A 21,584-nucleotide genomic window follows, 5' to 3' on the forward strand; every position below is an offset into this window, starting at 1 on the left:
TGCTTGCCACAGGTTTTATAAGTAACTTTCTCCTGCTTTAAAGCTGAGTAGTTACGTTTTCACAAGTTTTTAGCGCTGCCCTTACCCCTCTCTCTCAAGCTGAGTCGTTACTCGAATCTTCAATACAGCGTAAACGTTATGTCCGCCTACATCCTGCGCCGCATTCTGCTCATGTTCCCCACGCTTCTGGGGATCATGGTCCTGAACTTCATCATTATCCAGGGCGCCCCAGGCGGCCCGGTTGAACGCGTCATCGCGGAACTGCGCGGACATGACGTCACGGCAACGGCGCGGTTTGCCGGGTCGGAGCGGGGGGAGCATCAGGCCCTGCACATGACCGGTCCGGTTGAATCCAGATACCGGGGCGCCCAGGGCATTGATCCGGAACTGATTGCCGAACTGGAACGGATTTACGGTTTTGATCAGCCGCCCCTGACTCGATTCGTGCAGATGATCGGCAACTATGCACGCTTTGATTTCGGTGAAAGCTTCTACCGGGATCAAAGCGTCATTTCCTTGATTCTTCAGAAGCTGCCGGTTTCCATATCTCTGGGGCTGTGGACCACGCTGCTCGTCTACGTCATTTCCATCCCGCTGGGGATTCGCAAGGCGGTTCGCGACGGTTCCACCTTTGACGTGGCCACAAGCGCCATGGTGATCATCGGATACGCCATTCCGGGTTTTTTGTTCGCGGTCTTGCTGATCGTCCTTTTTGCCGGCGGGAGCTTCCTGGATCTCTTCCCGCTGCGCGGCCTGACATCGGAGCATTGGCATGAACTGAGCTGGCCCATGCGCATCCTGGATTATTTCTGGCACCTGACCTTGCCGGTTACGGCCATGGTCATCGGCGGTTTCGCCGGCCTGACCATGCTCACCAAGAACTCCTTCCTGGAAGAGATCAACAAGCAGTACGTGATCACCGCCCGCTCCAAGGGGCTCAACGAATCCCAGGTGCTCTACGGTCATGTGTTCCGCAACGCCATGCTCATCGTGGTCGCCGGCTTTCCCAGCGCCTTCATCGGCATCCTCTTTACCAGCGCGTTGCTCATCGAGGTCATCTTTTCCCTGGACGGACTCGGACTCCTGGGCTTTGAGGCCGCCATCAACAGGGACTATCCGGTGATGTTCGGCACGCTGTACATCTTCACCCTGCTCGGACTGGTTCTCAATCTGGTCGGGGATTTGATGTACACCCTGATCGATCCACGGATCGATTTCGAATCCAGAGGTTGATCCAGGTCGGATTCAGGTTTTTTCGCTCCTGCTTCTGGCGAACATGCCCAAAGCAATGGCCCCGGCCTGGGCCACGTTCAGGGATTGCATGATACCGGGCATGGGGATGTAAATTTTGTGGTCGCAGCGTTTCAGAACGTTTGGCCGGATTCCTTTGTCCTCGTTGCCCAGGACAAGGATGGCCGGGTAGACTGGAGTCATCCTGAAGATGTTTTCTCCTTCCGTATCAACGGAACACCCGTAAATCGTGAATCCCTGTTCCTGACAATAATCAAGACTGCGGGCCAAGTTGGTCACATGCGTGATGGGCAGTTTATGCAGTGCCCCGGCGCCTGCCTTTGCTGCAATTGTTCCGGGAAAAGCAGACCTGTTTTTGGGAAGAATCATCCCCGCTCCACCCAGTGCGACCAAGGTTCGGGCCAGAGTACCAAGATTTCCCGGGTCCTGGACCTGATCCAGGGCAAGAATCAGAGGCAGTGGCGCTCTCCCAACCTGTTCAATCAAGGCTCCCATATCCGTGAAGCCGGGCTGGAAAATTCGAGCAATGACACCCTGATGATTGCCCGGGTGTATTTTCTGCAGTTCTCCCTCAGAAACCATGCGATATCGCACCTTCCGGCTTTTGCAGATTTCCATGATCCGCTCCAAAGCCCTGGAACGAATGTTTTCCTGAACGTATACGAGATCGACCTGTTCCGGCTTGGCAAGCAGAATTTCCTGTACCGGTTTCCTGCCAATGGTCCAAAAATCCTGGTCATGGTTAGTCTTGTCGAGCATGTTTTCCCAACATCCTGATATTTTTTATCTTGCACTTCATTTTTTTTTCCGCTAATCATTCGCCATAGAAAATACGTCGACAGCCTGCCATTACCCCCATTATTCACATGATGGGAGCGTCGAGAAGTCGTCAATGTCAACCTGATGGAGACTACGCATGCCCCTACGTTCCACCCTTCTTGTCCTGATAATGACTCTACTTCTCTCGGCCTGCGCCAATAATCAAAAGCAGGCGCCCATATCTCCACTTCCGCTACCCTCGCATGCGCAACAAGGCAAGGATGTCAAACAAGTTCCGGATGATCAATCCAGTTCATTGATATTGTTTGATGAAGAAGATCTGACGTATCTGCCTGATCCGCCGCTTGATGCCTTTGGACAACCCATGGTTGATTTGGAGACACCTCTGACGGAAGCGGAACAGCGGGCATTAGACACACCCACGCAGTTTGAATTTGTGCTCGATATCAAGGAAACAAAGGATGTCGAGCGGTTTTTTCGCTATTTCACCCACGAGGGTCGTGACCGATTTGAAATGTGGTTGAAACGTTCCGAGCAGTTTCTGCCCGAGGTCAGTGAAATTTTTGCCAGTTATGGACTGCCTCATGACTTGATCTACTTGCCCTTCCTGGAAAGCGGATACAACCCCATGGCCTATTCCAGAGCCGGCGCCGGCGGAATGTGGCAATTCATGCCCGCAACCGGACAAATGTATGGAATGACGTTTGACTGGTGGATAGACCAGCGCCGCGATCCGCGACTCTCCACCCATGCTGCGGCCGCATATCTCTCTCGGCTCTATGAAATGTTCAACTGCTGGCATTTGGCCCTGGCTGCCTATAATGCCGGAGAAGGGCGCATATCCCGAGCCATGCAGCGCAGCGGAACAGACAACTATTTTGATCTTGCCGCCATCAATAATCTTCTCGCCAACGAAACGCGTCACTATGTTCCCAAATTCATGGCTATCCTCAAAATAATCCAGAATCTTGAAGAGCTAGGATTTGAACCCATCAATTGGTCCAATGGGCCGGCCCTGGTGGAGATGGAGATCAAGGGCGGAACGGATTTGGTCGCGTTGTCCAACTCATGCGGCATGGATTGGGAGACCTTCCGCCGATTCAATCCCACGTTTCGCCGTCAGGTCAGCCCTCCTGAGCGCAAGCTGAAAATTTATGTTCCCGAGGAAAAGCAGCAGCTTGTGGCTGCCTATTTGAAAAAGCCGACATCCACTACGTTAACCGGCTTCCAACGTTATCAGGTCAGGCGTGGCGACTCATGGTGGGTGCTTTCATCGCGATTCAATACGCCCATTGATGTCTTGAAACGCATCAACAACAAAACCTCCAATACGTTGCGCATTGGCGAGTCGCTCATGGTTCCCGGCTCTCCAGCAGCCGTCGCGACGGCGCAGGGTGCCGGCAATACGGCTTCAACGCGAGAGAGGGCCAGCCAGCGAGCCAATTATGTCATTCAATCCGGCGATACACTCTGGCAATTATCGCGAAAGTTCGGAGTAACTGTCCAGACTTTGGCCCAAGCCAATGGGATCTCTGAAAAACAGACTCTCATGGTTGGACAACGCATGTATATACCCCAGGTTGATCGCTCCGGCGCCACTGGTCGTGCTTCCGTTGCGCCCAAAGTCGTCCAATACAGAGTCCGTAACGGTGACAACTTGTGGCGTATAGCCCAGCGCTTCGGCGTTACTACCAACAATCTGGTAGCCTGGAACAAGTTGCCTCGCAACGGCCTAATTCGTCCAGGCGACAACTTGAAGATTTATGTCCCGTAACTGCTTTAGGTTTCTCGAGAAAGTCTGATCTTGATACCCGACCTTCGCTGTATAATGCCGTGATTGTCTAGGATACCTGAAGGCAGTAATCCGGTACGTATTTGCTCAGGTGTGTTGAAGTGTTACATCATCAGTTGGCTCACATGAGGAACTGGCCAACGTGAAGATCCTCTTTGCGTACGATGCTCTGCCGACCACTGCGATTGCCGGCCAACGGAAACCTCGTTAAGCATTTCAGCCAAACTCGTGAAACGGACTGCTAGGCAGGCAAGGCGAATCCTACAAAATCGCGAAATTCTTTAGAATTTGGAGTGATCCCGGTCCAGAGTTGGAACTGGGCGAGGGCTTGGGCGCAAAACATTTCCAAGCCCTCAAAGGCATGTGCGCCTGAGGATTCGCCTTGAAGCAGAAATACGGTCTTGCGAGGGTTGTAGACGAGATCGTAAACAAACGGGATACCCGTTATTTCGTCGGGCCATGGCGATTGCTCAACCAAGTGCCCCATCATTCCCAATGGCGTGGCATTGACCAAAAGATCTCCCCGCCAGTCACCACGCTCACTCCATTCCAGACACTTCACGCCAAATTCCTGAGCCAACTGCGCGACGACCTCGGGTTTTCGACCAGTTATTGCAACCTGTTCCAGTCCTGCCTGTTTCAATCCACGAATTGCCGCTCTCGCCGCTCCTCCTACTCCGAGAATCAGGGCCGATTTCATCAATGCCAAATGGTTTTCAAGAGGCTTCAGGAATCCCAGCACGTCCGTGTTCTCGCCCCATAATTTCCCGTCTTTCCAATACAATGTGTTTACCGCGCCGACCTGCCTGGCATCCTGAGAGCATTCATCCAGGTAGGGCATGACAGTCTGTTTGTGGGGGATGGTCACGCTGATGCCTGAAATGGGAAGGGTCCGCATCGCGACAATGAATTCAGGCAGATCCTTGGGCAGCAGGGGCCAGCGAAAGTAGGCGGCCTTGAGCCCGTATCTTTGAAAGCCCCAATTGTGCAGCAGCGGGCTCAGGGTGTGTCCAAGGGGATGGCCAATGATCCCGTAAAGAGCATTGGGTACGAAGACTTCTTGATCAGTGAATGTCATGGTTGTTTGCCCTGGGGCTGATGCATAAGCCCCAGGGCCATTGATATGAAAGATTCCGGATTGGTGCTTATTTGCTGACCGCATCCGCCCCGGCTTGGATTGCCTGTTCATTGGCCGGGATCATCTTGGCGTAATTCGGCGAGATCACCTTTTTTAGGCTTTCCTTGACAACGCTCAATGGGACTACTCCGGTCAACTGCACATACGCACCAATGGCGACCATATTCGCCATGCGGGTATTGCCGAGGCTGTCGGCAATTTCATTTGCCGGCACGCCGACCGTACGCACGCGCTCGGCATCAGCAAGCTCCATGTCGACCAGGGATGAATTAATGACCACAATGCCACCATCCTGGACCCTGGGCTGGAACTTTACCAGCGAGGGACGGTTCATGGCGATAAGCGAGCGGGCATTGTGAATGATCGGTGAACCGATATCTTCCTTTGACACCACCACGGTGCAGTTTGCCGTTCCTCCCCGCATTTCGGGGCCGTAGACCGGAAGATACGTTACATTCTGACCATCTTCCATGGCGGCATAGGCCAGCAACGTTCCGATCAGCATGACTCCCTGTCCGCCGAAACCGGCCACGATTACATCCTGATAGGAGTTCATTACGCAACCTCCTTATCCGAAAGATCCTTGAACGTACCCAATGGAAAATAGGGAATCAGTTCTTCGGATATTCTTTTGTTCGCCTGGACCGGGGTCATTTTCCAATTTGTCGGACAGGTGGCCAGGATTTCCACGAAACCAAGACCGAGATTGTTCAAGGGCGCCTCAAATGCCTTTCGTACGGCCCTCTTGGCGTCTCTTAACCGTTTCACCGTGTCCACTGCTACACGGGCGGCATAAGCTGTCCCGCCGAGAGAAGCAATGATTTCCGTCATTTTTATGGCTTCGCCTTCGTTGTCGGCGCATCGGCCTCCAGGGCAGGTCGTGGTTTTCTGTCCGACCATGGTTGTCGGAGCCATTTGTCCGCCTGTCATCCCGTACACTGTGTTGTTTACGAAAATGATGCTCACGCGTTCTCCGCGATTGGCGCAGTGCATTGTTTCCGCCAAACCGATGGATGCCAGGTCGCCATCCCCCTGATACGTAAACACGGCTGCCTCGGGTCTTGCCCGTTTGACGCCGGTAGCCACGGCCGGTGCTCTGCCGTGCGGCGCCTCAACAGCGTCTACCTTGATATAGTTATAGATAAAAACAGAGCATCCTATGGATCCGACACAGATTGCCTTTTCCACAAGTCCCAGCTCTTCCAGACATTCCGCTACCAGTCGTTGGGCCACGCCATGTTGACATCCAGGGCAATAGTGGGTGGGGATGTCCGCAAGGACGCTTGGCAAGGTGAAAGCTGCTTTTCCATTTTTCATGATCAGACTCCCAATGCCCGAAGAATAGGCTGTTCAAAATCATCCGGCGTCGGCAGATTTCCAGGCAAATGACCATGGAAGTCCGAATCCGCATGTCTTCGGATGGCCAACCGAACATCATCAACCATTTGTCCCAGGTTATGTTCGATGGTCAAAAAGCGTTTACCGGATTTCGCCAGACGTTCAAGTTCCAGATTTGGGAACGGAAACAAGGTGATCGGCCTGTGCAGGCCCACGTTATGACTGTTGGCCCTGAGCTTGCGGACAGTGCTTTTCACGATCCGTCCGATGGATCCGAAGGCCACGACAACGAGTTCCGCATCGTCGACAAGAAAATTATCGAACAGGACTTCACGCTCCATGTTCAAATACTTTTCACGTAAACGCGAGTTATGCCCCGCCAGGGCACCGTCGACCAGGTGCAGGGATTTCAAAAGCCTCGGATCACGCTGTCCCTTGCCGGTCAGGTTCCAGCCGAGGTCTGTTGATTCCTCGGCAGCTTTTTTGGGTGCTATAGTGACAGGTTCCATCATTTGTCCGATGATGGCGTCGCCCAAAACCATGACCGGATTGCGATAGGCGAAAGCCAAATCAAACGCTTTGAGTACAAGGTCATAGGCTTCCTGAACCGTTCCCGGAGCCAGGACAAGCTGCCGATAATCACCGTGCCCACCGCCTTTGACGGCCTGATAATAATCGCCCTGGGAGGGGCCGATATCGCCAAGTCCGGGACCGCCGCGGCTGATATTCACGATAACGGCCGGCAGTTCGGTTCCGCCCATGTAGGAAATGGCTTCCTGTTTCAAGGAAATTCCCGGGCTTGAAGATGACGTCATTGCGCGGACACCACAGGCCGCTGCGCCGAGCAGCATGTTTGCGGCGGCAACTTCACTTTCAGCCTGCACAAAAGCCCGCCCCAACTGCGGCATGACCTTGGACATGTATTCCGGAATGTCGTTCTGGGGTGTAATAGGATAACCAAAAAAACACTGGCAGCCGGCATCCACGGCGCCTCGACAAATGGCTTCATTGCCCTTGACCAGGATTCGTTCAACCTTCGAGGACATCTGCTTGTACTCCTTTTTTATCCTTGGCAGGATTTCTCCAGACGGATATGGCATAATCCGGACAGATCAAAGCACAGGCGGCACAACTTGTGCAGCTTTCCATGCTGTCGTCAGTAACTTCAACAACCTTGTAACCTGATTTGTTGAAACGCGGCGACACGGTGATGATCTCCTTGGGACAAACCGTGATGCACAAGGAACATCCTTTGCACCGATCTTCCCGAAATGTAACTGGTTTCATTACTCACACTCCTCTGATATGGTCTGATTCATGATTCTTACTCGATCCGACTTTTTTTGAAAAGATGATGAAGACTATTCAGCAAATTCTATCGAATTACGGCTTGATAAACATCGCGTCGCCATATGAAAAAAAATTGTAGCGTGCTTCCACTGCCTTTCGGTAGGCGGCGAGCATTCGCTCTCGACCGGCAAACGCGCTGACAAGAACGAGAAGGCTGGATCTCGGCAAATGGAAATTAGTGATCAAACCCTCAACTATTTTGAACTCGAATCCAGGAAAGATATACGTATTCAGCCATCCCTTAAAGGGTTCAATCTTTCCTTTCATTGCTGCGACCCCTTCGAGTGTTCTCATCGATGTCGTACCCACGGCTATGACGGGATTTTTATCCTTTTTGGCCTTGAGAATCATCTCCGCGCAAGACTCGTCAATTTTCACGTATTCGGAATGCATCTGATGATTGCGGATATCCGCTTCACGAATGGGGCTGAAGGTGCCGTACCCTACATACAAAGTAACCTCGGCCCATGAATGACCCGCATCGAGCAAGTTCTCCCGCATCTCACGGGTGAAATGCAAACCAGCGGTCGGTGCGGCTATGGAACCTTTTTCTGACGCGTCGGCATAGATCGTCTGATAACGATCCGAGTCGCCCGAATTTGGTTTGCGACGAATGTATGGAGGCAGGGGCATTTCGCCGGCTTGATTCAGGAGGCTTTCCAGATTATCTCCAGTCCAATGGAGTACGATTCGGCAATGCCCAAATCTTTGTTTTTCTTTTACTTCAACTGAAAGCTGACCAAAATTTATTTTTTGTCCTACCTTGATTTTCCTACTCGGCCGAAGGAGGGCCGTTGCGTCAACATGGGATGATGACCCTGTTACCGCCAAGTTTTGCTGCAAAAGATCCAAGGGGGTCAGCAAAAGCATTTCCAGTTCGCTGTCCGTTACGGTCTTGGTCCTGAGTCTGGCCGGAACAACCGTGGAATTGTTTACGACAACAAGGCTTTTTTTCGGAAAATGGGTTATGAGGTCATTAAACGTGCTGAATTGAACGGAAGAATCATGTCGCGAGACAACCAGCAATCTGGAATCGCCTCTCCTCGGAGGAGGAGTTTGAGCGATCAATTCCTCAGGTAGGTGATAATCGTAATCATCCAAGTGGAAGTCTTTACTTGAGTCACACACTGTTTCCATGTCCTTCAAATTTTTGTTGAATCTCATTATTAGTTCATCTAACGTAATTACTCAGCACGTTATCCGTATGGCCATAACTCCCGCTGGATTCCGGCTTTCGTCGGAATGAAATATGAGAGCAACTCGTTTTCACGCCTGGTGTTTTGAATTTGTCGAAAAGTTATCATTTTATGTCCATTCAACAGATTAATGACATGCAATCTTTATGGAGAAAGCCATGAAAATGTTTCCTCGTCTTGTTCCAGTAATGCTCACTTTTTTTCTTTTTTCCTGCTCTGGTAAGTTTTTGGCGTCAGAAAATGATGTCTCCGATCCCCAAGTAACATCCAAAGGATTAGCTAACTATTACTATGATTTTGACGATATTCTTGTACCCAGGGACATGGAGCTTCAGCCTAGATCATCCTTTGTCGTTGAGACACCCGGTGTCAAAGCCGGAGTTCTCGTCTTCAGGGGCAGGGTCGACCCTGTTTCGCTAACCACCTTTTTCACCAACAACATGCTCAAAGATGGCTGGCAAATGAGCAGTTCCTTTCGCTACCAAAGGACGATCATGGTTTTTACGAAGCCTGACCGAGACTGCATTATCAACATACAGGATGGGCGATTTACAACAACCATGGAGATCTGGATCGCACCCAAGGGCAATGTCGCGGCTGGCCCGGTCCGACATGAGCGGATATTGACCCAATGAATCTCAGCCATACTGATTTTACCGGCTTCGCGGGAACAAGAGTCCATCTTGGCGTCTGCGGCAGCATTTCTGCGTTTAAGTCCGTGGATATCATGCGCCGATTGCAACGTGCGGACATAACTGTCGGTGTGACGTTGACCGAGGCGGCGCAGGAATTCATTCGCCCGCTTCAGTTTCAAGCCCTGACTTCCGGACCGGTCTATGCAGGACTTTTCGCGACGAATCAAGCTGAATATGCGCATCTCGAACCTGCGCAAAATGCCGACGTCTTGCTCGTCGCCCCATCAACAGCAAACATGCTTGCCAAGCACGCCCATGGTATTGGTGATGATCTCCTCAGTTCACAGTTATTCTCGTTTGCAGGGACCACTATTCATGCTCCGGCGATGAACCCTCGAATCTGGTCCAATCCAGCCGTGCAGGCAAACGTCACCGTGTTGAAAAACCGGAACATTGTCTTCGTTCCCCCTGAAACGGGGCAAATGGCGTGTGGAGAAGTGGGAGAGGGCAGACTCGCGGAAACCGAGGAAATTTTTCTGGAGACTTTAAAAGCACTGTTACCGCAAAAACTCGCCGGAAAGCGCTTCCTTGTCAATCTCGGGCCAACTCAAGAATTTTGGGATCCTGTTCGGGTTTTGACCAATGCTTCATCCGGAACAATGGGTGCTTCCATTGCCCTGGCTGCATGGTTGCAAGGAGCGGAGATCACCGTGGTCGCTGGGCCTGTTCCGTCCTTGTGGCTCCCACGCTTTCTCGACATCAACACAGTTACCAGTGCATTGCAAATGCACGAAGCGTGTCTCGACATTGCTGCGAACATGGATATTATTTGTTGTACCGCCGCGGTCTCTGATTATCGTTTCGCGAACAGGCCGCAGGAAAAGGCAAAAAAGGCTGATCTTGGGTCAACCCTGGTACTTGAATTGCACCAAAACCCTGATATTCTTCTCGATATCAGCAAGGGAAGGAGATCTTCCCAGTTTATTATCGGGTTCGCCGCTGAATCCTGTAATATTCAGACTGAAGCACTTCGAAAATTACGTGCTAAAAATTTGGACATGATTGTTGCCAATCCCATTACCATTCCTGATTGCGGATTCGGTTCCAGCCGGAATTCGGTTTTTATAGCTGATGCTCATGGCAGGCAAGAGAGTTGGCCTGTTCTTCCAAAACCAGAAGTCGGAATGCGGATTGTGGAGTGGATTATTGATTCTTCTAATTAGCATGATATCACATCTTTTTAGATTATTAATCTATGTTCCGGATATTATCGATTTTTTTGGCATCCCAACTCCTTCGACGGCTTCGTAACAATGAATCAATGCTCGTATAAGCCTCATCTTGCGCTCGGTAGTTCAGCAATGGCTTGATGAACGAATCCAAGCCCAGTCAACAGGCAATGTCTAATGGTGAGGCAATCCCGAACACTCCAGTCCCATCTTGAAAATGCCAAGTAGTTACAATTCTTATAACCATACGACCTGAACGCATACTCACCAAAATAATTTTTTTCACGATTGAACAATGTCGAACACTTACTTGGAAGAATATGTCAGGATTTTTCGTGAAATGGGACTGGTGTATATTTACCAGCCTGCTCAGGAAGGATCTTCCACTGAAATTGATTCCAAAAACATACCCATTCAGAATCAAGAACAGGGTAATTCTGAGGGAGGTTTTCCTGAACCCTACAATTTTTACCTGAAAAAGATTTCTGAACCCGTTAAAGTCGTATGGACATACATTGAGCTTGACGAGGATTTTCGAGTCAACCCAAATATGCAACGTTTGAATCTTTGGTTCTCAATCATGAAGGCGAAAGGCTTGCAAAAGCACCAAGTAGCTTTCTGGCCCATTGAGCTACACCCTCTCAACACCAAGCCGACAACGCAAGGTGTGAGTTACTTTTTCAAATTTATTAGCCAGATACATCCAAGATTTATATTTTGTTTCGGCTATGCTGCCCAGAGACTGCTTCAGGAGCAATCAAGCGCACTTTTCTCCAACCCACCCGTACCTATCGTTTTCCTCCCGGGAGCTGATGAAATGTTGCCAGATAATAAAGCCGCAAAAAGAAAAGCCTGGGATTTGTTACGCCCTTTGGAAATTTAGTAATTTGAATATTCATTCAGCATAATTGAGTAGAGGATTTAGCGAACACCGCGGCATTTACCGGAATCAGAGAAGTGAACATGGTTAACTGCGCCAAGTCTTTCATGCAAACCTTTGAATCCATCGCTGTTGACTGACCAAAGATTTGATGTTCAGAGAAGTTGCCGTATTATCATGACCAAAGTTTACCAGAGCCAAAAGCGCTAAGATCCTCCGGCCTGATATGACTGTTTCGAAAGTATATGAAACCATCCATTCCTGTGAAGGCAGGAGTCATCTGGACATGCTTGCCACAAGTTTGAATTTTGCCCTTATCCTGCTCTATAATTAAATTACCATAATCGTTTATCTGTTCTTTGTGATTATCTTTTGAATAGATATCCATAAACACAAGAGTTGAATATGCCACATCTTCCAATTTTGTTTATTTCCTTACTTCTTTTCTGCTGGACTTCCTTCTTTCCAGCAATTGCCCACTCAGGTCAAAAGCTGTCTGTTCATACCTTGGAAATTCGCGGTTCCATTAATCCAGCCCAGGAAGATCTTTTGCAAGAAGCAATTACGCAAGCCTTCAGGGAGCAATCCATGATGCTTGTAGTCCAACTCGACACTCCGGGCGGTCTCGGCGAAACCACTAGAAATATGGTCAGTCAAATCCTGAACGCTCCTCTGCCTGTCGCAATATGGGTAGGTCCTGATGGATCTCGAGCCGCTTCAGCAGGGGTTTTTCTCGTAGCAGCTTCGGCAGTAGCCGGCATGAGTCCAAATTCCAATATTGGTTCCGCACGTCCCGTAGGTGTTGGCGGCGAGGATATCCCCGAAGCCATGGCTGACAAGATCCTTAATGATTTTCTCAGTCTGGTTCGAGCATCAGCGCAAAGCCGCGGTCGAAACGTAGAGTGGTACATCAGCGCTGTCACCGAAAGTGCCAATTTAACCGGTACGGAAGCTGCTATGGAGCGCGTCGTCGAGTATGTCGCCATCAGCATTCCTGATTTTGTAGAGCAAATCGGAATCCGCGGTTTTGAATGGCAAAATGAAAGAGTTTATTTCCATTTCGATGACGTTCAATTTATCGACATTGAACCTGGGCTTTGGTATTCCATTTTATCTTGGATGCTTGACCCGCAAATTGCCTATTTCTTGCTTATGGGTGGACTCGCCGGCATCTTTTTCGAGTTGACCAATCCCGGGGCAATCTTTCCAGGTGTCCTTGGAGGCCTTTGTCTACTGCTAGGACTTTATGCTTTATCCATCCTGCCGACAAACGTGGCCGGCCTTCTTTTAATCCTTTTCGGGCTTATGCTCTTTGGGTTGGAATTGATGGTTACAAGTTTTGGTTTATTGAGTATTGCCGCAACCATTGCCATATTTTTCGGGTCTGTAATACTTTTTCGCTTCGAGTACGGACTTGGTGGCGTGCACATGACTACCATATTGGTCACCACAGCAGGCATTTCCGCTTTTATGGTTTTGTGTGTTTACCTTGTGGCTAGAGCGCATCAACGGAAACCTTTTTCAGGACCGCATCAGCTTGTTGGCAGTAACGCGAAAGTTTTACGCTGGTCAGGGCAGCGAGGCATGGTTCATTTACATGGTGAATCCTGGAGCGCGGAAAGCGACAGGCCTCTGAATCTTGAATCTGATGACATGGTAACAGTGACTGAAGCCGACGGCCTTGTATTGAAAATAGCCCTTAATCAACAACCTAACGATAACGGAGGATGACCATGGCTTCTTTTTTACCATTAATACTCATTGTCGCTTTTTTTCTTTTTTCGGCAATTCGAATCTTGAATGAGTATGAACGTGGCGTTATTTTTCGACTAGGTCGCTATGTAGCGACAAAGGGTCCTGGATTGATCATTTTAATTCCAGTACTAGATAAGATGGTCAAGACAAGTTTGCGTACCGTTGCCATGGATGTTCCGCATCAAGATGTCATTACCCGGGACAATGTCAGCATAAAAGTTAACGCAGTCATTTATTTTCGTGTGGTTGATCCCTCCAAGTCTGTGCTGCAAATTGAAGACTACCTTTTTGCTACATCTCAATTGTCGCAGACCACATTACGGAGCGTGTGTGGATCTGTTGAGCTTGATCAAATTCTGTCACAACGTGAAGAAGTCAACATGCAAATCCAAACCATTCTTGATACGCAAACCGACGCATGGGGAATCAAGGTTTCCGGTGTTGAACTGAAACATGTCGATCTTCCAACGGAAATGCAACGTGCCATGGCAAAGCAGGCTGAGGCTGAACGTGAACGTCGAGCAAAAATCATTAATGCCGAAGGTGAATACCAGGCGGCTGAGAAGTTAACACAAGCTGCTGAGATTATTTCAAGAAATCCAGATGCCCTTTCACTCCGATACCTTCAGACCATGCGTGAAATGGCCTCTTCCAGTCAATCCACGGTTCTTCCTATACCACTCGATTTTCTCAAGTTTGTGAATAAATCTTAAACTGCCAATCCTCTAACCACACCTTAATCCCGATGAATTTTGCAGCTCATAAAAACCAAATGCGTGAGTTGTTTGCTTCCCTTCAGCAAACCGCTGAATCGGGCGAACTGCCAACAGTAAATGACGTCAATTCTTTTCTGCACCTATCTGAAAAGATGGCCATGCATGCTGATGATTCATGGCACTCCGAGGCAGAAGATTTTTTGCATTTAACCCGGCAGTTACTCATGGTTGTCAAGAAACAAAATTTTCAGGAGACAGTCTTGTTGATTGATGCCCTTCATGATGCACAAACCTTTTGCCACAAGTCATTCAGGGTAGAAAGTTAATGTTTCACGTGAAACATTGACTTTCTACCTAACCGCCAGCCAAGGTCCGGCTTGCGCTGCAATTTTTGGCCTCGAATTCATCACCGCTTGAAGTTTTTGAACCATTGCGGCTCTCATCAGCATATGTGCCGTCTGACAAGGGTTCGATGAGCAGGTGAGCAATCTGACTCAGTCGTCATGCGAGGCCATGAATTACGGCAAGCCGGACCATTCTTTCTATTTTGACCAATATCCCCGCATAACAAGCCATCGAAATGTAACCATCCAGCACTCACGATAGAGGCCGCCCTCCAGCATTGGGTTTCGGCTTTCTCTGGAATGACGTGGCGTATCATCGTTTATGTCAACATGCCGGTGAAGGCAGTTATCCAGTGAGGAATATTCTCGGGTAAGTTGATGGTCGCCACTAAGATATAGTTGATCTTCCTGAGACAGTGTATGAGAGCATCTTACTCACCACGTCAATGCTCCCTAGTCGCTTATACTCTGAGCCATTGCGTGAAAAGAGAGTGTATGGCATTTTGTGTTTTTGAACGTGAGACGGAAAGTGGTTCGGCAAATCCCCGCCTCTGGTCAGCAGTTCCAGGCAAGGCAGGAGAATTCTTTCTAATGCAGTGGTTACAGAAGGGGAATAAGGCCTTGGGCGAGTAAGAGGCTCTCTTGGTGCGGATGCGCGTCTATTTGTAACTACTCAGCTTCGTTCCGGCTTGTCGCGATTTTCGGCTTCGCAACTCCTTCGCCGGCTTCGTAACATCGAACCATTGCGTGAATAAACATCATTATGTGCTTCATGCGTCCGGCAATGGTTCGATGAACGAATCCTGGCTCTGTCAGACAGGCGATGCCAAAAAATCACGACAAGCCGGAACAATCCAGGTCTTGTTGCAAGATGTGCTGAGTAGTTACGTCTATTTTTGGGTAATGTTCTGGGGCAGTTTCGCGAACCCCCATGTTCAGCAGCAGTTGGTTGTTTCACATAGTGGCAGTAGGTTATTAATCCATTAATGGAAAGTGAGGGATAGGTGGCCAAAGTTGTTGTTGTTGCCAATCAAAAAGGCGGGGTGGGCAAGACCACCACTGCGGTCAATTTGGCGGCCTGCCTTGCCGTGATGGAAAAGAAAATTCTTTTAGTGGATTGCGATCCGCAAGGGAATGCAACAAGTGGCGTTGGGTGGGACAAGACTTCACGAAAGCAGAACTTGTTTTCAGCATATTTTGAGCCGGCTTGTTTTCAGGATGCCGTTCATGCAACTTCGTTTCCTTACCTTTCAATTCTTCCGGCAACTTCTGATTTGGTGGGAGTTGAGCTCGAGCTTGTGGGTAGGGTAGGTAGGGAATTTTTTTTAAGGGATGGAATCAATCAGGTTGGAGATGATTTTGAATATGTCATAATTGATTGTCCTCCTTCCTTAGGTTTGTTGACCGTGAATGCCTTGTGCGCCGCGCAATATCTCGTCGTCCCCATGCAGTGCGAGTTCTTCGCCTTGGAAGGCATGGCTCAGTTGATGCGTACTTTCAAGTTGATCCGGCAGCGATTGAATCCGAATTTGTCGATGCTGGGGATTGTTTTGACAATGCACGATGCGAGGAGCAATTTGACCAAGGATGTTGAAAGTGAGGTTAAAGGTCACTTTTCCGGGAAGGTTTTCGAAACAACAATTCCAAGAAATGTCAGGTTATCAGAGGCGCCAAGTCATGGTTTGCCGGTCATTAACTACGATATCAAATCCAAAGGCTCCCAAGCCTATCTGAAGCTTGCCGAAGAGTGTATCAGCCGTCTGGGACAAGCCCGGATGCCTGATCCGCCTACCTGAAGCATATCAACCAACCGGAAACGAAAGCCGTGTCTCCATCTTTGGGATGACTGAGATCCGAAAAAAGTCATTCCCGCAGTGACGGTTGTGCGAATCGGAATGATAGCTACCCAAGTTCTGCTGAATAGATCCATCCAGTAGAACTCAAGAAAAGAACTGGATACCTGCTTTTGCCGGTATTGCTGTGGCACACACGACGCGACAAGCCTTTGCGGCAAAAGCAGGAATCAAACACGGGTGGATGATTAGGTGTGGGTGACTATTCAGCATATACTCTGTGGTCACTCGCCGGAACTGGTTTCCGGCTTTCACAGGAATGACGTATCATACCACGTCCTTTCAAAGTTGAGTCATACCTGGGTATTAAAGCCTCCCGGGCTTATGCCTTTTGCAGCAAGGAGAAAGTCCAAGGATTTTACTTGATAGGTGGAGTGCAAGTTACTTCAATGGCATCCTTGAAGTGGTTTTTTCGGATTCGGGTATGACATGCGCAGCATTCAAATGATACGAGACCGCCAAGATTTGCGGCCTTGAGGTGGAACTTGCGCGGCGTGTCGTGTTGCCAATCTTCAGTTGTCATTCCGCAATGCTGGCAAATGACATCTTTGTCCACAGGGTAGGGGAAATCCCAGCATGCCACGAGTGTATCCCAGTCAGCGATGGGTTCTTTGATCTGTTTGGGTTTTATCACTGGATTGGTGAGAGCATTCTTGACTTGATTGTCAAGTTGATCCCAAAGCGATGAAGGAATAAAAACCCCTAAACGTTTTCCAGATGCATCAAATGCATGAATGATTGAGTTTTCAGACATGGGGACTCCTTTGAATATTATGCGTTTGCTTTGAAAAGAAATTATCTTTTTGTGTATAATGTCAAGTCAATGGGAGAAGATAAATGGCTTTACGCGGATTGGGGAGAGGGCTTGGAGCCTTGCTTGGCGAGGATAGCCAAGAGCAGGGACTTCCTGCACGTGATTCTACTTTGATTTCCGTAGATGCTCTGCATCCGAATCGATACCAGCCCCGAAAAACTTTTTCACAGGAATCTTTGGCGGAGTTGGCATCGTCGATCAAGGCCCAAGGGGTCTTGCAGCCGATAATTGTCCGTCCAGGTCAGGATGATGGCAGCTATGAGCTTATTGCCGGTGAACGCCGCTGGCGAGCTTCCAAGATCGCTGGTTTAAAAGAAATACCGGCGATTATCCGCGATTTGAGCGACCGCGAAAGCCTTGCCCTTGCATTGATTGAAAACGTGCAGCGCGAGGATCTGAATGCCATCGAGCAGGCAATGGCATTGCAACAACTGCAGACAGAATTCAAGGCGACTCAAAACGATCTGGCGGAACGAACAGGACTGAGCCGCTCCCATATCACCAATCTGCTGCGGTTGTTGCACTTGCCGGAAAGTATTCAAATGGATATTCAGCAAAATAGTTACACAGCCGGTCATGGCAGGGCGTTGGCAGCCATTACCGATCCTGAATATCAGAACATCCTCCGAAAGAGAATCATGGATTTCGGGCTTTCGGTGCGCGAATGTGAACAGCATGCAGCATACTGGAAAGCCAATGGTTGTTTTACGTTTCAAGCCAGGGAAGCCGGTGTGAAGAGCCGTGAATCACAAAATCTCTTGAAAATGAAGTATGAGTCGCTGCTTCTCAAGGAGATCGGAATTAAAAAAATCACTTTTCGCGGATCAGAAGAAAAAGGTACAATGTCCATGAGTTACGGGTCAAAAGAGGAATTTGAACGACTGCTGGCGAAATTGGGTGTTAACGAAGAAAGCCTGGATTCATGATCAAGAGGAGCGGCTTATGTACCGCAACCGCTTTGGCAGGTGAATTGGGCATTGAGGAATTCTGACGATTCGGCTTCGAATACATTAAACGTAATACACTTGTTGACCGTGATCAGCTTGTTTCTTTTCACCAGAGGCTCGGCTCGAAACGTATGGCTTTGCTGCCTCGCTTCCATCATTTGCCAGAGAGAATCAATTGATAAACTATCAAGATAAAGCAGACTTCAACATCACCCGTGGCGCATTGCTTGCGGCGATTGAAAGCATGATAAAAAACAAGGTCGTGATCGTTGGCGATGTCATGCTGGATGAATATATTTTTGGCTCGGTGGAGAGGATTTCTCCGGAAGCCCCTGTGCCCGTTGTCTGCGTGGAGAATGAGGAATTCCGACTCGGCGGAGCGGGTAATGTGGCCAAAAACATAACCGCTCTTGGCGGACAGGTCCAACTCTTCGGTTTTCTGGGGCAGGATCAGGCAGCAAAACGTATCTCTGACATGTTTTCAGCCCATGCAATAGACGATTGTTGCATTCAGGAATGTGAGCGACCGACAACACGTAAAACGCGGATCATCGCACAGCAGCAGCAGGTGGTACGTGTGGACCGTGAGTCCGCCTGCATTCCGTCGGAGGGAGGGGTTCGGCAACTGTTGCTCGGCGTGGCGGATGCATTGCGCACCAGTTCAATCTTGATCATTTCCGATTATGGCAAAGGTCTTATTACTGATTCAGTGATGAATGAGATTCGATTGATTTGTGAAGCTTTAGAGCATAAGCCTCGAATCATTGTTGATCCCAAACCCAGGAATTTTCCTTTTTATAAAGGGGTCACCATGTTGACTCCGAATACCAAAGAAGCCGGCATTGATTTGCTCCCCGTGGCGGGTAGGCGAGAGGACGGAGTCGCCATGAATGAAGAAATCTTTGCCGTAGGTTACCGACTGATGGAAGAACTGCAAAGTCAGCACTTGCTCATTACCATGGGGGCGAGGGGGATGATGCTGTTCATGTCGCAACACCAAGCCATCCATATACCAACAGCGGCTCGCAAGGTTTATGATGTGACCGGTGCTGGGGATACGGTCATTGCTGTTCTCGGACTGGCTCTGGCATCGGGACTTGATCCTTTGAGTGGATGCTTGTTGGCAAATTACGCAGCGGGCATCGTGGTGGGCCAAGTCGGCGCGACCGCAGTGAGCCCGGAACAACTCAATGAAGCCATTCTTACATGGCCGCTTCCAGAAGTTCGTCAGTTCTCGTCCTGACCAACAAAAAATGTAACTACTCAATAACTCCTGGCAGTGAACCATAGAAAAAACACCTGGACCCCGGCCTGCGCCGGGGTGACGACCGAGAGAACTCGCTTTCGAGGTACTCCACTCCGTCATGCCGGCGCAGGCCGGCGCGTTCCGCTATCCAGGCAGCACGGATCCACGGTGGTTGGTTGCCCTGCCTTATTGAGCAGTTACCAAAAAATTACGATTATTCTGCAAAGACGAAATATGCGCTGGATACCTGCGTTCTCTAGTATGAAGGAAGTGGAAACGGATGGCGACAAGAAGTCATTCCCGCGAAGGCGGGAATCCAGGTCATGCTGGTACAAGTTTTCGAAATAAACATCTTGCCGCTCAGAAGATGAGTAGATTCTAAAAAATAATTGTAACTATTCAGCAAAGTCAGAAAAAAGACCTGGATACCGGCTTTCGCCGGCATGAATGACGTGGAAACGTGCTCTTCAATATGTCATTCCGGCGAAAGCCGGAATCCAGTGGGGAGTTATGACCAAACGGATGATGTGCTGAATGGTTACAAAATTTTAATGGTTTATTAGGGGCGGACTCAACCAGGTCTATGCTGCCACACAATGCCTGGAGTCTCTCCGTGCCGCAAAAAATGCCTGGGACAGATACTCAGGAAAAATTCAGATGTTGACCCGGTACAATTTTACTTGAAGACAAAATGTTTTCGAGCCAGATAGTTCCATGTAAAAACCATTCCAATGGCAACCATTTTTGAGATCATCATTTCCATGTCCAGGAATTCAATGGCGATGAACAGGATAATTTGATTGAAAAGCAAGCCGATAAAACTGATTATGTATACCCAGAAGAACTCCTTTTCTTTGCAGAATCTCGTTCCGCTGACAAAGACGAGGCGAATCGACAACATATAGTTGACTACGGCGGCTACAGTGAACGCTGCTGCACCCACAATCAGATAATTGAACCCCAGGATCTTGGCGAACACAAAGAATAAGCCAATATCAACAACAGCGGCGATCCCGCCGACAAAAAAATAGCGAATAACTCGGAAATCAAAAACCTGCAGGCAAATCTTTTTGGATTCTTGCGGATGTTGCATTGGTGTTTCCAACTAAACAAGGTCGGCAAAATTTCGTTGTGAATGCTGAAATATCCTGAATGCGACAAAAAAGATGAGTACTGGCCAGATGAGCCCAGCCACGGCGCCCCAAGTCCAGATGAAGGCACTATCAGGCAGGATGAGAGCCCTGTATCCGGTGATGATGGATGCCATGGGGTTCAAAAAATAGATGTTCGCAAGCCATGGAGCTCTTTCAAAAAATGGTTGGATAAAGCTGAGGTTGTACATGGCCGGAGACATGAAGAACCATGCCGTCAGGAACAGGTTTACCAGATGCTGAATGTCACGGTAATAGACGTTTGCGGAAGAAACCAGCAAGACCAGGGATAGATTGAACATGGACTGGTACAATATGATCATCGGAACAGCAATGATTCCCATGCTGAGAAAACTGCCCTTCCAGACCAGGATGGCAATCAAGAGAATTGTCTGAACGATCAGCGTAAGAACAAAGTTGATCAGCGTTCCGGCGACGACGGAAATGGGAAGGACAATCCGCGGGAAAAAAACTTTTTTGATCAGAGTCGCATTGCCGGTAATGCAGGTCATTCCGCTGGAGACACTCATAGCGGTGAATTGCCATGCAAACACACCGATGATGATCTCCTCAGTGGGAACCCCTCGCCCAACCAAAAGTCGCAGAAAGACTATATAGATGATCGCAAGGAACAAAGGGTTGAGGATGCTCCACAGGAAGCCGAGGATAGATCCTTTGTACCTGCTTTTCAGTTCCCTTTTTACGAGGTTGAGAAGCAGTTCTCTGAATTGGAATATCGTTTGAAAAATACCCATATAAACCTTGCGATAAACTAAGCTGTTGGTTGACGTCTGATAGGCAAGAAAGGCTAAACCAACTGACATGGCAGTGGTAGCTTTGAATTAAAAAAACACCGTATACGGTTAATACCCCTCCCAGGGTCTGCATTCCGACTTTTTGGATGAAGAACTGGAGCAAGCCGTTCCAAAATAATCGTACCGGCGAAGGCCGGCGCTATAACTGTCCGAATCTTCTTTATGGTTCTGCTAAGTAGTTACAAGGGAAAAGACATCGTAACGACTCAACACACGTTCAGTGATCTATCTCCGGCGATCGGGGTCGGGGTCGGTATCGGAATCGGTTTCGAGAACGTCGAGGCTCCCTCCGCACGGCTTCGCTTTCGATCCCGATCCCGAACCCAATACCGACAGCGATGCCGAACTGGGCAA

Annotated in this window: 21 protein-coding genes; 11 read left to right on the top strand and 10 right to left on the bottom strand. The window is 49.1% G+C overall.

Going from position 1 to position 21,584, the window contains the following annotated elements; translation table 11 throughout:
• Window positions 1–138 precede the first annotated feature (138 nt).
• The gene (locus ACYQ15_RS14970; protein WP_459938307.1) at window positions 139–1,233 is read left to right on the top strand and encodes a microcin C ABC transporter permease YejB; all 1,095 of its coding nucleotides are present in this window, start codon (window positions 139–141) and stop codon (window positions 1,231–1,233) included.
• 12 nt (window positions 1,234–1,245) lie between these two features.
• On the opposite strand, the gene rlmB is transcribed toward ACYQ15_RS14970, so the two are convergent.
• Window positions 1,246–2,010: a 23S rRNA (guanosine(2251)-2'-O)-methyltransferase RlmB gene (gene rlmB / locus ACYQ15_RS14975; protein WP_459938308.1), complete on the bottom strand. Its 765-nt coding sequence runs from the start codon at window positions 2,008–2,010 to the stop codon at window positions 1,246–1,248.
• Between the two features lie 157 nt (window positions 2,011–2,167).
• Between rlmB and ACYQ15_RS14980 the strand changes: the two genes are divergently transcribed.
• Window positions 2,168–3,805: a LysM peptidoglycan-binding domain-containing protein gene (locus ACYQ15_RS14980; RefSeq protein WP_459938309.1), complete on the top strand. Its 1,638-nt coding sequence runs from the start codon at window positions 2,168–2,170 to the stop codon at window positions 3,803–3,805.
• 259 nt (window positions 3,806–4,064) lie between these two features.
• On the opposite strand, the gene aroE is transcribed toward ACYQ15_RS14980, so the two are convergent.
• The 6 genes from aroE to queA all read right to left on the bottom strand — a co-directional run bounded on the left by aroE (window position 4,065) and on the right by queA (window position 8,795).
• Entirely contained in the window at window positions 4,065–4,901 is an 837-nt protein-coding gene (aroE, locus tag ACYQ15_RS14985; protein ID WP_459938310.1) for a shikimate dehydrogenase, read from the bottom strand.
• A gap of 67 nt (window positions 4,902–4,968) precedes the next feature.
• Entirely contained in the window at window positions 4,969–5,517 is a 549-nt protein-coding gene (locus ACYQ15_RS14990) for a 2-oxoacid:ferredoxin oxidoreductase subunit gamma family protein (protein ID WP_459938311.1), read from the bottom strand.
• Window positions 5,517–6,278, bottom strand: a complete 762-nt coding sequence (locus ACYQ15_RS14995; RefSeq protein WP_459938312.1) for a thiamine pyrophosphate-dependent enzyme — start codon at window positions 6,276–6,278, stop codon at window positions 5,517–5,519. Before ACYQ15_RS14995 ends, ACYQ15_RS14990 begins: the two co-directional genes overlap by 1 nt.
• 2 nt (window positions 6,279–6,280) lie before the next feature.
• Entirely contained in the window at window positions 6,281–7,345 is a 1,065-nt protein-coding gene (locus ACYQ15_RS15000) for a 3-methyl-2-oxobutanoate dehydrogenase subunit VorB (protein ID WP_459938313.1), read from the bottom strand.
• Window positions 7,329–7,586, bottom strand: a complete 258-nt coding sequence (locus tag ACYQ15_RS15005) for a 4Fe-4S dicluster domain-containing protein (RefSeq protein ID WP_459938314.1) — start codon at window positions 7,584–7,586, stop codon at window positions 7,329–7,331. Before ACYQ15_RS15005 ends, ACYQ15_RS15000 begins: the two co-directional genes overlap by 17 nt.
• 96 nt (window positions 7,587–7,682) lie before the next feature.
• Window positions 7,683–8,795: a tRNA preQ1(34) S-adenosylmethionine ribosyltransferase-isomerase QueA gene (gene queA, locus ACYQ15_RS15010; protein ID WP_459939599.1), complete on the bottom strand. Its 1,113-nt coding sequence runs from the start codon at window positions 8,793–8,795 to the stop codon at window positions 7,683–7,685.
• 208 nt (window positions 8,796–9,003) lie between these two features.
• On the opposite strand from queA, the gene ACYQ15_RS15015 reads away from it, so the two are divergent.
• The 7 genes from ACYQ15_RS15015 (at window position 9,004) to ACYQ15_RS15045 (ending at window position 16,200) form a co-directional block, all read left to right on the top strand.
• Window positions 9,004–9,480 (top strand): hypothetical protein, encoded by a 477-nt coding sequence (locus ACYQ15_RS15015; RefSeq protein ID WP_459938315.1) that lies wholly within the window; start codon window positions 9,004–9,006, stop codon window positions 9,478–9,480.
• The gene (coaBC, locus tag ACYQ15_RS15020; protein WP_459938316.1) at window positions 9,477–10,703 is read left to right on the top strand and encodes a bifunctional phosphopantothenoylcysteine decarboxylase/phosphopantothenate--cysteine ligase CoaBC; all 1,227 of its coding nucleotides are present in this window, start codon (window positions 9,477–9,479) and stop codon (window positions 10,701–10,703) included. The genes ACYQ15_RS15015 and coaBC overlap by 4 nt, the downstream gene beginning before the upstream one ends.
• Before the next feature lie 316 nt (window positions 10,704–11,019).
• Window positions 11,020–11,592 carry a hypothetical protein gene (locus ACYQ15_RS15025; RefSeq protein ID WP_459938317.1) on the top strand — a complete coding sequence of 191 codons (573 nt, stop codon included), beginning with the start codon at window positions 11,020–11,022 and terminating at the stop codon, window positions 11,590–11,592.
• A 402-nt stretch (window positions 11,593–11,994) separates the two neighbouring features.
• Window positions 11,995–13,320 carry an NfeD family protein gene (locus ACYQ15_RS15030; RefSeq protein ID WP_459938318.1) on the top strand — a complete coding sequence of 442 codons (1,326 nt, stop codon included), beginning with the start codon at window positions 11,995–11,997 and terminating at the stop codon, window positions 13,318–13,320.
• A gap of 2 nt (window positions 13,321–13,322) precedes the next feature.
• Complete coding sequence (locus ACYQ15_RS15035) at window positions 13,323–14,057, top strand: slipin family protein (RefSeq protein ID WP_459938319.1); 735 nt, start codon at window positions 13,323–13,325, stop codon at window positions 14,055–14,057.
• Between the two features lie 59 nt (window positions 14,058–14,116).
• The gene (locus tag ACYQ15_RS15040; RefSeq protein ID WP_459938320.1) at window positions 14,117–14,386 is read left to right on the top strand and encodes a GAK system XXXCH domain-containing protein; all 270 of its coding nucleotides are present in this window, start codon (window positions 14,117–14,119) and stop codon (window positions 14,384–14,386) included.
• Between the two features lie 1,022 nt (window positions 14,387–15,408).
• Window positions 15,409–16,200: a ParA family protein gene (locus tag ACYQ15_RS15045; RefSeq protein ID WP_459938321.1), complete on the top strand. Its 792-nt coding sequence runs from the start codon at window positions 15,409–15,411 to the stop codon at window positions 16,198–16,200.
• Between the two features lie 415 nt (window positions 16,201–16,615).
• On the opposite strand, the gene ACYQ15_RS15050 is transcribed toward ACYQ15_RS15045, so the two are convergent.
• Complete coding sequence (locus ACYQ15_RS15050) at window positions 16,616–17,011, bottom strand: hypothetical protein (RefSeq protein ID WP_459938322.1); 396 nt, start codon at window positions 17,009–17,011, stop codon at window positions 16,616–16,618.
• Window positions 17,012–17,094: 83 nt separating this feature from the next.
• Here ACYQ15_RS15050 and ACYQ15_RS15055 point away from each other — a divergent pair, with 83 nt between their 5' ends.
• Together ACYQ15_RS15055 and rfaE1 are read left to right on the top strand one after the other, a co-directional pair.
• Window positions 17,095–17,997: a ParB/RepB/Spo0J family partition protein gene (locus tag ACYQ15_RS15055; protein ID WP_459938323.1), complete on the top strand. Its 903-nt coding sequence runs from the start codon at window positions 17,095–17,097 to the stop codon at window positions 17,995–17,997.
• Window positions 17,998–18,193: 196 nt separating this feature from the next.
• Entirely contained in the window at window positions 18,194–19,261 is a 1,068-nt protein-coding gene (rfaE1, locus tag ACYQ15_RS15060; RefSeq protein WP_459938324.1) for a D-glycero-beta-D-manno-heptose-7-phosphate kinase, read from the top strand.
• A 679-nt stretch (window positions 19,262–19,940) separates the two neighbouring features.
• On the opposite strand, the gene ACYQ15_RS15065 is transcribed toward rfaE1, so the two are convergent.
• Window positions 19,941–20,369, bottom strand: a complete 429-nt coding sequence (locus tag ACYQ15_RS15065) for a GtrA family protein (protein ID WP_459938325.1) — start codon at window positions 20,367–20,369, stop codon at window positions 19,941–19,943.
• Window positions 20,370–21,239 carry an ABC transporter permease gene (locus ACYQ15_RS15070; RefSeq protein ID WP_459938326.1) on the bottom strand — a complete coding sequence of 290 codons (870 nt, stop codon included), beginning with the start codon at window positions 21,237–21,239 and terminating at the stop codon, window positions 20,370–20,372.
• Window positions 21,240–21,584 lie beyond the last annotated feature (345 nt).

The sequence above is a fragment of the Desulfonatronum parangueonense genome (assembly GCF_054656975.1).

Bases quoted from the DNA above. Each gene is read 5' to 3' on its own strand.
- ACYQ15_RS14970 (WP_459938307.1), top strand. From the start codon at position 139: ATGTCCGCCTACATCCTGCGCCGCATTCTGCTCATGTTCCCCACGCTT.
- rlmB (WP_459938308.1), bottom strand. From the start codon at position 2,010: ATGCTCGACAAGACTAACCATGACCAGGATTTTTGGACCATTGGCAGG.
- ACYQ15_RS14980 (WP_459938309.1), top strand. From the start codon at position 2,168: ATGCCCCTACGTTCCACCCTTCTTGTCCTGATAATGACTCTACTTCTC.
- aroE (WP_459938310.1), bottom strand. From the start codon at position 4,901: ATGACATTCACTGATCAAGAAGTCTTCGTACCCAATGCTCTTTACGGG.
- ACYQ15_RS14990 (WP_459938311.1), bottom strand. From the start codon at position 5,517: ATGAACTCCTATCAGGATGTAATCGTGGCCGGTTTCGGCGGACAGGGA.
- ACYQ15_RS14995 (WP_459938312.1), bottom strand. From the start codon at position 6,278: ATGAAAAATGGAAAAGCAGCTTTCACCTTGCCAAGCGTCCTTGCGGAC.
- ACYQ15_RS15000 (WP_459938313.1), bottom strand. From the start codon at position 7,345: ATGTCCTCGAAGGTTGAACGAATCCTGGTCAAGGGCAATGAAGCCATT.
- ACYQ15_RS15005 (WP_459938314.1), bottom strand. From the start codon at position 7,586: ATGAAACCAGTTACATTTCGGGAAGATCGGTGCAAAGGATGTTCCTTG.
- ACYQ15_RS15015 (WP_459938315.1), top strand. From the start codon at position 9,004: ATGAAAATGTTTCCTCGTCTTGTTCCAGTAATGCTCACTTTTTTTCTT.
- coaBC (WP_459938316.1), top strand. From the start codon at position 9,477: ATGAATCTCAGCCATACTGATTTTACCGGCTTCGCGGGAACAAGAGTC.
- ACYQ15_RS15030 (WP_459938318.1), top strand. From the start codon at position 11,995: ATGCCACATCTTCCAATTTTGTTTATTTCCTTACTTCTTTTCTGCTGG.
- ACYQ15_RS15035 (WP_459938319.1), top strand. From the start codon at position 13,323: ATGGCTTCTTTTTTACCATTAATACTCATTGTCGCTTTTTTTCTTTTT.
- ACYQ15_RS15040 (WP_459938320.1), top strand. From the start codon at position 14,117: ATGCGTGAGTTGTTTGCTTCCCTTCAGCAAACCGCTGAATCGGGCGAA.
- ACYQ15_RS15050 (WP_459938322.1), bottom strand. From the start codon at position 17,011: ATGTCTGAAAACTCAATCATTCATGCATTTGATGCATCTGGAAAACGT.
- ACYQ15_RS15055 (WP_459938323.1), top strand. From the start codon at position 17,095: ATGGCTTTACGCGGATTGGGGAGAGGGCTTGGAGCCTTGCTTGGCGAG.
- ACYQ15_RS15070 (WP_459938326.1), bottom strand. From the start codon at position 21,239: ATGTCAGTTGGTTTAGCCTTTCTTGCCTATCAGACGTCAACCAACAGC.